The organism is Flammeovirga aprica JL-4 (genome assembly GCF_012844305.1).
Classification (GTDB): domain Bacteria; phylum Bacteroidota; class Bacteroidia; order Cytophagales; family Flammeovirgaceae; genus Flammeovirga; species Flammeovirga aprica.
This window is the reverse complement of the sequence record NZ_JABANE010000180.1, coordinates 1-9433: the sequence shown is the minus strand read 5'-3', so window position 1 is coordinate 9433 and position 9433 is coordinate 1. Positions and strand designations below refer to the sequence as shown.

Annotated in this window: 10 protein-coding genes; 6 read left to right on the top strand and 4 right to left on the bottom strand. The window is 35.0% G+C overall.

Features of this window, described 5'->3' with window-relative positions:
• The first annotated feature begins 145 nt into the window (after window positions 1-145).
• Window positions 146-763 carry a hypothetical protein gene (locus HHU12_RS31885; RefSeq protein WP_169660790.1) on the top strand — a complete coding sequence of 206 codons (618 nt, stop codon included), beginning with the start codon at window positions 146-148 and terminating at the stop codon, window positions 761-763.
• A 134-nt stretch (window positions 764-897) separates the two neighbouring features.
• On the opposite strand, the gene HHU12_RS31880 is transcribed toward HHU12_RS31885, so the two are convergent.
• Both HHU12_RS31880 and sucD read right to left on the bottom strand, forming a co-directional pair.
• Complete coding sequence (locus HHU12_RS31880; RefSeq protein ID WP_169660789.1) at window positions 898-1350, bottom strand: energy transducer TonB; 453 nt, start codon at window positions 1348-1350, stop codon at window positions 898-900.
• Window positions 1351-1794: 444 nt separating this feature from the next.
• Window positions 1795-2673 carry a succinate--CoA ligase subunit alpha gene (gene sucD, locus HHU12_RS31875; RefSeq protein ID WP_169660788.1) on the bottom strand — a complete coding sequence of 293 codons (879 nt, stop codon included), beginning with the start codon at window positions 2671-2673 and terminating at the stop codon, window positions 1795-1797.
• 178 nt (window positions 2674-2851) lie between these two features.
• Here sucD and yidD point away from each other — a divergent pair, with 178 nt between their 5' ends.
• The 4 genes from yidD to HHU12_RS31855 all read left to right on the top strand — a co-directional run bounded on the left by yidD (window position 2852) and on the right by HHU12_RS31855 (window position 6373).
• Window positions 2852-3073, top strand: a complete 222-nt coding sequence (gene yidD, locus HHU12_RS31870) for a membrane protein insertion efficiency factor YidD (protein WP_169660787.1) — start codon at window positions 2852-2854, stop codon at window positions 3071-3073.
• 175 nt (window positions 3074-3248) lie between these two features.
• On the top strand, window positions 3249-4364 hold the full coding sequence (locus HHU12_RS31865) for a C1 family peptidase (protein ID WP_169660786.1): 1116 nt from the start codon (window positions 3249-3251) through the stop codon (window positions 4362-4364).
• 65 nt (window positions 4365-4429) lie between these two features.
• A complete protein-coding gene (locus tag HHU12_RS31860; RefSeq protein WP_169660785.1) occupies window positions 4430-4879 on the top strand; it encodes a sugar 3,4-ketoisomerase in 450 nt (149 codons plus the stop codon).
• 174 nt (window positions 4880-5053) lie between these two features.
• Window positions 5054-6373 (top strand): tetratricopeptide repeat protein, encoded by a 1320-nt coding sequence (locus HHU12_RS31855; protein ID WP_169660784.1) that lies wholly within the window; start codon window positions 5054-5056, stop codon window positions 6371-6373.
• A gap of 94 nt (window positions 6374-6467) precedes the next feature.
• On the opposite strand, the gene HHU12_RS31850 is transcribed toward HHU12_RS31855, so the two are convergent.
• Together HHU12_RS31850 and HHU12_RS31845 are read right to left on the bottom strand one after the other, a co-directional pair.
• A complete protein-coding gene (locus tag HHU12_RS31850; protein WP_169660783.1) occupies window positions 6468-7298 on the bottom strand; it encodes a GNAT family N-acetyltransferase in 831 nt (276 codons plus the stop codon).
• 40 nt (window positions 7299-7338) lie between these two features.
• Window positions 7339-8088: a porin family protein gene (locus HHU12_RS31845; RefSeq protein ID WP_169660782.1), complete on the bottom strand. Its 750-nt coding sequence runs from the start codon at window positions 8086-8088 to the stop codon at window positions 7339-7341.
• Window positions 8089-8258: 170 nt separating this feature from the next.
• Here HHU12_RS31845 and HHU12_RS31840 point away from each other — a divergent pair, with 170 nt between their 5' ends.
• Entirely contained in the window at window positions 8259-9149 is an 891-nt protein-coding gene (locus HHU12_RS31840; RefSeq protein WP_169660781.1) for a fructosamine kinase family protein, read from the top strand.
• Window positions 9150-9433: the final 284 nt, after the last annotated feature.

The window sequence follows — 9433 nt, the reverse complement described above, 5'->3', positions numbered from 1 at the left end:
CTATGACCATTTTTCACTATATCGTTGCCTTCACAGTGAGGACAACGTATTTCTTTGTAATGTCTCATATACATATAACAAAGAATCAACCTAAATCATCCATTACCAAAAATTGGATCAACTATTAAACGAATTGAACTAGAAAATGAAGAAAGTTATAGGATTAATGATCATCTCTCTATTCTTGTTGAATATTGAGGTTGTTTCTGCACAAGGTAAATCACAGGAAGCGAAAGCAAATAAGGAGCAGAAAGGAAACAACGGAAAAGGAAAAGGTAAGGGAAAAGGAAACTCAAAACATCAATCTGAAAACGATGATGATGATGACGAGGAGGAGAAGGAGAACAAAGGGAAAGGGCAAGAGATGAAAGCCGAAAAATCCAAAAAGGGGAAAGGTCAGGAGATGAAAGCCGAAAATGGGAATAATGGACAGGGAAAGAAATCTGAAAAATCCAATAATGGAAATGCTTATGGAAAGAATAAAGGTGATTTAGAAGGAAAAGAATTTGGTCAGCAAAGAGCATCTGAAGCAAAATCTAAGGCTAAGAAAAAGGAACTTGATGATGCTATTGATGTGAATGAAAAGAAAGTTTCCGAGGCAAAGGAGAAGGTGAAAAATAAGAAGGAAAAATTAGAGAAAGATAAAAAAGAAGGAAAGGTATCGGAAAAGGAATACAAAGCTCAAAAAGAGAAATTGGATAAAGCTGATAATCAGATAAAAGACCTTGAAGATAAAATCAAGAAAGGAAAGAAAATAAAATAATGATTGAAGGTGAGGGGGTGAGAGAGTGTTTACCGAACGCTTTCTTTAGTGCCTAGTAGCCCTTCTTCATGGATATTTACACTGACAGCAAAAGTATATACTGAATGCTGTCAGTGTTTTTTTATACTCTCAATTTAATCTAAACTTCCAGAGTAAACTTGAATAGTTTTCTTTTCTACTGTTTTCGTTTTCAGACTGAATGGAATAGGCAATGTCATATTCATTCTTACAACTTCTCCTTTTTCCTGAGCAGGAGTCCATATTTTAGAAAGCTCCATTAGTCTGATGGCCTCTTCATCGCATCCAGAACCTATACCTTGTCGTACTTTTACGTTAGAGATACTGCCATCTTTTTCAATAATGAAATTAACGAATACTTTTCCTTCGACTTTATTTTCAATAGCCTCTTTAGGATATTCTCGATTTTCATTAAAGAATCGGTATAAATCTGCCATGCCGTTTTTATAGCGAGCTTGTTGGTCTACTATGGTATAAACTTTTTCATCTGAATCAGCCACTTCGTCTTGAGCGAAAGAGAATGTAAATGAGATGAAAAGAATCAAATGAGTTAGAATTATTTGCTTCATAGAAAGTGAAATTATGTTTGATTAGAGTTTAAATATAGTAAAAAGAAAGGTGAATTTTATTTCTAGTCCAAGTGTTCTTTGTGATTACTTCCTTCAAAAAACTTATAATAGAACCACTATTAATACGTTTTTTAGCGTTGTACTCACAAAAAATAAATTAGAATTAACTATGATTTATTTTTGACTTTGTACTTACCAATGAATTAGTTTATAAAATCAGTTTTAACCTCTTGGAGATTATTAATACTTCACATGATGAAGATTTAATCAGCAAAACGAAAAAATCGCAAATCTACAGTAGATCAACCTGAAATTTTCACATTTATATTAAGCAAGTGTATAACAGTGATCATAATAGGTGATGTGATCATCAGAAATAAAAAAAAGCTCAATGACCAATAAATAGTCCATTGAGCTTTTTTATGATTGAAACTCTAAAAGAGCTTACGCTTCAACTAAAAGTTTTGCTAAAGTTTCACCGATGTTGGCTGGAGACTTAGATACAGCAATACCACATTCTTCCATGATACGCATTTTTGCTTCAGCAGTATCATCTTCACCACCTACAATAGCACCTGCGTGACCCATTCTACGTCCTTTTGGAGCAGTTTGACCAGCAATAAAACCTACAACAGGTTTAGGGTTGCCTTGTTCTTGGATCCATTTTGCAGCTTCAGCTTCATAGTTACCACCGATCTCACCAATCATTACGATTGCGTCAGTATCAGGATCAGCCATTAAAAGTTTCACAGCTTCTTTTGTAGAAGTACCAATGATTGGATCACCACCGATACCGATAGCTGTAGAAACGCCATATCCTGCTTTCACAATTTGATCAGCAGCTTCATAAGTTAAAGTACCTGATTTAGATACGATACCTACTTTACCTGGCTTGAAGATGAAACCAGGCATAATACCTACTTTTGCTTCACCTGGAGTAATTACACCTGGACAGTTTGGTCCGATAAGCGTTACTTCCTTACCTTTTAAGTAGTTTTTGGCTTTAACCATGTCTGCAACAGGGATACCTTCTGTAATTGCGATAATTACTTCGATACCAGCGTCTGCCGCTTCCATGATTGCATCTGCCGCAAATGCTGGCGGTACAAAAATGATAGAAACATTAGCACCTGCTCCTTTTACTGCATCTTCTACAGTATTAAATACAGGACGATCTAGGTGAGTTTGTCCTCCTTTACCTGGAGTTACACCACCTACTACGTTTGTGCCGTAAGCAATCATTTGCTCGGCGTGGAAAGTGCCCTCAGATCCCGTGAATCCTTGAACAATTACTTTTGAGTCTTTATTGACCAATACACTCATGGTTGCAGTTGGTTATTTGTTAGTAAATATTAAATATTACTTTTTGCACTTGCAATTTATATAATTACATTGGCAAAGTGAATAAAGATCATCCTTTTTATTACATTTTATCATTGGATCGCTCTAAAAAGGCCAAAAAAGGGGTTTTTTATAGCGACTTGTACCCGAATAAGCGAATATGAATAAGGTATTTTCGAAGATTTTAGTGATTTTGGTTAGGGGTTATCAGTTGTTGATTTCACCTTACACCCCCGCATCTTGTAGGTATGTTCCCACTTGTTCGGAGTATACAATTCAGGCCTTGAAAAAACACGGACTCAAAAAAGGTGGGAAGTTAGCCATCAAAAGAATCAAAAGTTGCCACCCTTGGGGAGGCAGTGGTTACGATCCCGTTCCATAATTTTTTCAACTGTACAAGTATTATGTTTATGAAAGTTAAACCATAATTAAATGCTATTTTTTAAGTGGTGGGAATTTTACCTTATGAAATTAGAGTTTAAGCTAAAATAAAAGTATATTGTAACCTTGATACCTTTAAATGGTATTATTTATCTAAATTATATAAATATTAGAATATGAAAACGCTATCTTTTAAAAGTGTAGTGGCTTCTGTATTAATGGCTGGTATTTCGACTGTGGCTGCTTTTGCTCAAAACGATGCAATTGTTGACGGAACGCAATTAAAGGTGGTTCATCAGGTGAAAACAACGCCCGTAAAAAATCAAGGGAGAACGGGGACTTGCTGGAGTTTTTCTACAACTTCATTTATCGAGTCTGAGTTGATGAGAAAAGGAAAAGGAGAATTTGACCTTTCAGAAATGTATTTTGTAAGAAATACTTACCCTGAAAAAGCTGAAAAATATATAAGAAGACACGGAAAAGCACAGTTTGGAGAAGGAGGATTGGCACATGATGTAATGAATGTTGTCAAGGAAAAAGGATTTGTACCCAACAGTGTTTATGATGGGAAAGGTGGTGAAAAAGGGATGCATGATCATCAGGAGCTGTTTGGTGTGATGGAAAGTATGCTGAACACATTATCATCATCAAAGAAGCTTTCTACAAAATGGAAGTCCGCTTTAGAGTCAGTGCTTGATGCCTATATGGGAGTAAAACCTGCTTCTTTCACAGTAGAAGGAAAAGAGTATACGCCTCAGGAGTTTGCCAAAGCAATGGATTTTGATCCGAATGATTATGTGGAGCTAACTTCATTTACAAATCATGCCGATTATAAGCCATGTGTGTTGGATATTCCTGACAACTGGTCGGATGGCATTTATTATAACTTGCCTTTGGAAGATCTGCAGACTGTGATGGATAATGCATTGGATAAAGGGTATTCTTTAGCATGGGATGGAGATGTGAGTGAAAAATCGTTTTCACATAAAAAAGGTAGAGCAACTATTGAAGACGCCAACGGTGTTGAACCTCAAGTCACTGTTGAAGCCCGTCAGGTAGCCTATGAAAATTATGTCACTACTGATGATCACTTGATGCACATCGTAGGGATTGTGAAAGACAATGATGGTAAAAAATATTATGTCACTAAAAACTCATGGGGAACAACTTCCAATGATTTTGGTGGATACTTATATATGTCTGAAGGCTACATTCAGATGAAAACAGTATCAGTAATGGTACATAAAGACGCGATTCCAAGTGCAATCAAGAAGAAGATTGGACTTATTTAAAGTAATTTACTATTCACTTCCCAGCGCATTCAACCCGCTGGGAGGGCTATTTATTATTAAGTGCGATGACTCTCAATAAAAAAGAAATTATTAACACTTTGCCTCGTATTATCGAATTAGACGAATTTGGCTCTTATGATGAGGGCTTTATTACACCCGTTAGTGAAATAACTCAGGTTCCGTTCAATATCAAAAGGGTATTCTGGACCCACGGTGCCAACAAAGACACTGTAAGAGGAAACCATGCTCACAAAGAAACAGAAGAGGTGATTGTTGCCATTCAAGGTAGTATAGAGGTAGAAGTGATTTTGGAAGACATGAAAAGGTGTGTTTATCTACTAGACAGCCCCCGACAGGGATTGTACCTTCCTCCTCATGTATGGAGAACTTTATATTTCTCTAAAGATGCCATTTCTATTACCCTTGCCTCCACGGACTACAATAAGGATGATTACGAAAAGGACATGGTAAATTGGTTGCAGAGAGACTTTTCTGACGAGAAATTTTACTCATAAATTTAACTCCTCAATAATAATTGAAGTTGGATAATCGTTATTATTCCAAAAAAATCTCTTATTTTAGAGGGATGTAATTTTCTAATGTTGTGAATTTTAGTCTGAACTAACATCAAAAGTTAACTAGACTAGCATTAAAATATAGGAGGCACAAACTCAATGTACTTGTTTATTATGGCTCGAACACTATTCAAAATATTTATACTCTTCGTATGTTTTGTAACATCCACTACTTTATTTGCCCAAACGGATAAAGCCTTGGATCATTTTGTAAAAGCTGAAAATCTATTTAATAGTAAACAATTTACAAAAGCGATTGATGAGTATACCTTAGCGATCAAATATGATTCTACTCAAGAGAAATATTTTTTAAGAAAAGCAAAATGTCAGGTTGCATTAAAACAATTCAATAATGCAATTGATACTTTTCTGGAGGGACTTTCTGTTTTTCCAGACAATGGCGTGATGAATTTCCAAATCGCCAACCTTTATCTAAGAAAAGATTATTTGGATGATGCGATTTATTATTTTGATAAATCATTCCAACTTAATGATACAGAGAAAATAAAAGTGGTCTCTAAGAATCAGATCATTATGATCCTTTTTAAACAGGAGAAATATGATAAGGTTCGACCTCATATCAACGATGTTTTAGCAGTTGCACCCAATAATTACTTGGCACTTTATTATTCAGCGAAGCTTTATAATATGAATAAAGAATACCCTAAAGCGGTAGATGATATTCATAAGGCACTAGAATATGTGAAGTCAAGTAATAAGAGTCATCTAGCAAGATTTTACTATGAATTAGGCTATGCTTATTACAACCTTGAGGAATATGACAAGTTGGAAGGTATTATAGATAAAGCCAATTATGGTTCTTACCGAAAACTTGTTTTAAAATTCACTCCTGAATATAAATACTGGGTAGCTTTATGTTATTATGAAATCTATGATTTCGAGAAATCTACAGACCTTTTATATACAGCATTAAAGCAAGATCAAAGTAATTTGAAAGTGCATGAGCTTCAAATTAAAATTGCAGAGGTGACTTCTGATAAAACAGAGCAGATTCAAAAGGCTTATCATATGATTGATAACCTTGATGATGAGCAAATGAAAGTGAAGACATATCAGGATGTAGCAACTTGGCAATTAGGGTCGGAACACTATTTAGACGCTATTAAGTCGTGTGATGAGACGCTTGCTTTGGATGAATACAATTATATCGTTAAGTACACAAAAGCAGTGGCGTTGTTTAAACTAAACCGCACTAAAGAGTCAATGGATGTGCTTAATGAGTTGGTGAAATACAATGGCTTGGATGTAAAAACAAAGTCGAAGTATTACTTCACATTAGGGATTGTAGCCATGAAAGAGAAGGAATACGATTTAGCATTACATTCTTTCAAGAGTGCAAAGCTTGACAAAACATATAAAGTAGCAGCAGACGAAATTATCTCCTATTTAAAATCGAAAGAAGATAGTATTTAAAGGTAGTCATTTACTGCACACAAAAACACCTGTAACATTAAAGTTGTTACAGGTGTTTTTTTATGCTTAAAAATGTAAATGATGAAAACTTAGATTACAATTTATTTAGTGGTAATTCCATTTCATATTGATCCGTAAAGTTGTGTAGTTTCCTCAAATGGATAGCATTAATTTTATCACTTAAATCTTTGTTTACATTAATGATTTTAATTTCATCAGTCACTTGTTGAACTGCATTGAATAACCTTTCCCATTCATTATTATTTGTCATGAAAACATCAAATTGAGCGAGGTATTTTTTCTCTGGGTGAAAAATGAAATAAGACTCAGGTACACCATTGTTCATAACTTCATAAAGAACATATCCTCCAGCAACGATTGTTTCCTTTTGAAAATCCCAAGAGTATATATTTTGCTCAGGTAACTTTTCCCAATCGTATTGTGATGGGGAGTGTTTTTTCAGTTCAATCTGTAGGTTGCTTTTAAGTTGAATCTTTCCTGAATAACATTTGTACTCCTTCGTAATGTTGAAACCGACACCTTGATATGCACGGATAGCCTTATCATTATCTGTGAGTACTTCAAGAATAATAAGCTCGACTCCATTTTCTTTCAAATCCACTTTGGCATAATCATAAATTGATTTGACAATTTTTTTGCCGCGGTATTCTGGGATAACACCTGTTCCAGTGTTAAAGGCCGTTTGAATTCCGAACCTTTTATCAATGGCATGAATCACAAAACCGACGAGTTTGTTGTTGTCATACATGCCATAAGAGAGGTTGAAATCGACCTTAGCAGCACTCCATCTTTGTTGGTAATATTCCTTTTCGGTTGGCATTTTGATGGAATAGTCATCAAAAGATTTTAAGAAGCATTCAAGTATTTCATCAAAATTTGAGATGCTTAATTTTCTTATTTTCATTGGTTTGTTTAGCTTTTATAAATAGAGTTGTATTGTTAGTCTAGTCTCTATTTTCCCAGCCACTCTCATTAGGTTGTTCTATTCCTTCTCCACTGTTGTTATCCTTTTTCGGTTTTTCTTTCCATCCGCTGATCGGGATCAAGTAAGAAAAAGAAATACCGCCTAATACAGAACTAGAGCGGTCGGTTGAAGTTCTCCCTTCATTTTCTAACACATTCATCATACTAGCAGCAAAACGGCCTTCTACCTGAAAATGACCATATTTAGTGATGAAGTTCAATCCAGCACCGCCTGCAAGTGAAATGGTAAATGGACTTGGGGGCCTGTCATAATAATCATAACTCTGATCATTAATATCTGTGATTATTTCCTTGGATTCGTTTAATAAAATATCAAACTGAGGCCCCAATGTAATAAAGAATTGAAGGTTTTTCTTACCAACATAAATATGTGAGAGGAAGGGGATCTGAACGTATTCAAATTTCCTTGTATAGATGTCTTGTGTGATATCAAAACGGTTGACTTCAGTCCAGCCAATACCATTATAATTTACTTCAAGTTGTGCTCCGAAAAACTTCTCTGCATGATATTTCATGACCACGCCAAAACTTGGAGCAGTTTGGGGTTTGGTACTGATAGCAGGAAAGAAACCAATTGATGTAGAGTAATAACCTCCTTTGATACCGGCAGAGATTCTGGCAGGTTTAAGAATGTTTTTTTGTGCAAATGTTGATGTTGACAACAAAAGAACAGTAGTGATTACTAAGAAGGTTTTATAAATTAGATGCATGTAAAAAAAAATATATCTAGCATAACTTTCAGTAAAGATAATATCAAATTCTAATGTTTGATAAAAACTATAGTATAAATTACAGTTTGAGGATGTTTAGGAGAAGCAACTTTTGATTAAATTGAAACATTGACTCAAAAAATCGTGATTTATTTTAATGTGATAGTTGTATGCAGACAGATCCACATGCTTTTTATCAATCTATACTGCAGAAAGAATTAGGAGGAAGTGTTCAGTTGCAAGAATTTTCTTCTATTTCTGGAGGTTGTATTAATGATGTCTTTAAAATGGATACCAATCAAGGTATGTATTTCTTAAAAGTGAATCAGCAAATGCCAATTCATTTCTTTGAAGCGGAGAAAGAAGGACTGGAGTTGTTAGATCAGATATCCCGTTTCACAATACCGAATGTGATTGGTTTAGGTACTTTTCAGACTACACAATATTTACTTTTGGAGTATATTGATAGCAGGCGGACTTCCGTCAATTACTGGGAAGAACTAGGGGTGAGGTTAGCTGAATTGCATAAAAACAGTAATGACAGCTTTGGAGGAGTCAATGATAACTACATTGGTAAACTTCCGCAGTCCAACCAAAATAAATCAAATTGGTTAGATTTTTTTATAGAAGAACGTCTTTTACCTCAAGTCAATTTAGGGGTGAAAAGTGGCGTGATTCCACAGAAATATATAGAAAGCACAAATGCGTTGCGTTCACTGCTTAAAGATTACTTCCCTGAAGAAAAGCCAGCACTGCTGCATGGTGATTTATGGAGTGGTAATACAATGTATGATAGTCAGGGACAACCCTGTATAGTTGATCCGGCAGTCTATTATGGGCATAGAGAAGCGGAGTTAGCTTTCACTACATTATTTGGAGGTTTTGATAAACTGTTCTTTGAGGTGTATAATGAAGTTTTTCCGTGGGAAAAAGGAATAGAAGAGCGTTTGGAAGTATACAATATCTATCCTTTGCTAGTGCATACCAATCTATTTGGTGGAGGATATTTGGAACAAGTCAACGCTATTTATAAACGTATTGATAAAGCTTTAGGATATTAATCGAAAGAAATTGCAGGTTTATCGAAAAAAGCATCCCTTTAGGCGAAATAATATAAAAGTAAATATTTAATAATGTAATTTTACATTACACTTAATGATTAAGTGTCTCGAGCTTTTAAAAAGTTCATCTGTGTAAAAACAGAATAGATATTTAATTACATTATTTGGTTTAATTGTTAAGGGGAGAGAAACTCACTGTTTTGCAGTGAGTTTCTTTTTGTTTGCCCTGCATGCAAACTATCCCGACAGCTTGAAAGAAAGCTGTTTCGCCCCTCGGAGGGAAG